Consider the following 910-nt stretch of genomic DNA (forward strand, 5'->3'; position numbering starts at 1 on the left):
CACCGGGAGGCGGATGGTCGCAGAGAGCGGGTAGGGGCCGGTCGCGACGGAGCGGGAGACGAGCTGCGCCGGGTCGGGCGGGTCGATGAGTTCCACCGGGTGCCCGGTTGGCTGTAGTTGGTCGACCCTGTCGGCGCGGAAGGTCCGCCATTGACCCTGCGCCACATCTCGGGCGACGAAGTACCACCGGCGTCCGGTGTGGACGAGGCGGTACGGGTCAACGTCCCGGACCGTGGCCCTTCCTTCCCAGTCGCGGTACGACAGGCGGGTGCGCTCACCCTGGCGGCATGCGGCGGCCAGTTCCAGCAGCATGCCGGGCGTGATCTGCGGCTCGTCGGGTCTGGGGGTGTGCACGAAGGCGGCGTCCATCTCGCCCAGCCGGTCCGCGATCCGCCGCGGCAGAACCTGCCGTAGTTTCAGCAGCGCCGACAGTGCGGCTTGGTCGCCGCCGAGAGCGCCGCTCAGGGCCGCCTCGCGCAGCCCGACAGCCACGGCGAGAGCTTCTTCGTCATCGAGGATCAGCGGCGGCACCCGGGAACCGGCACGGAGGCGATAGCCGCCCCATGGCCCAGGCTCGGACTCGACGGCGTAGCCGAGTTCGCGGAGCTTGGCGATGTCCCGCCGCACCGTGCGATCGGTGACCGCCATCCGGTCGGCCAGCTCACCGCAGGTCCACGACGGCCGGGCGACCAGCAACGAGACCAATCGCAGCAGGCGGGCGGATGCGCTGATCACATGTTGAAGTGTTCCACATGACCAGGACCGAATCTGTCCTGGTCCCGCCGTAGTGTCTTCTTCATGAACACGGCAAACACCTCCGCACCCACGTTCCGCTACTCGGCCGTCACCTTCGATTGCCCGGACCCCGCCGAACTGGCCCGCTTCTACGGCGAGGTCCTCGGCCTGCCCA

2 protein-coding genes are annotated in these 910 nt (G+C 69.6%); one reads left to right on the plus strand and one right to left on the minus strand.

Translation table 11 applies throughout. The annotated features are described in order from the left end of the window. The coding region (locus tag M8I34_RS41090; RefSeq protein ID WP_250058165.1) for a YafY family protein at positions 1-735 on the minus strand (735 nt) is incomplete at its 3' end. A 63-nt stretch (positions 736-798) separates the two neighbouring features. Here M8I34_RS41090 and M8I34_RS41095 point away from each other — a divergent pair. Beyond that, positions 799-910 (plus strand): VOC family protein (locus tag M8I34_RS41095; protein WP_374211063.1); only part of this gene is annotated, 112 nt, incomplete at its 3' end.

The sequence above is a fragment of the Streptomyces sp. MCA2 genome (assembly GCF_023544705.1).
GTDB classification, from domain to species: domain Bacteria; phylum Actinomycetota; class Actinomycetes; order Streptomycetales; family Streptomycetaceae; genus Streptomyces; species Streptomyces decoyicus.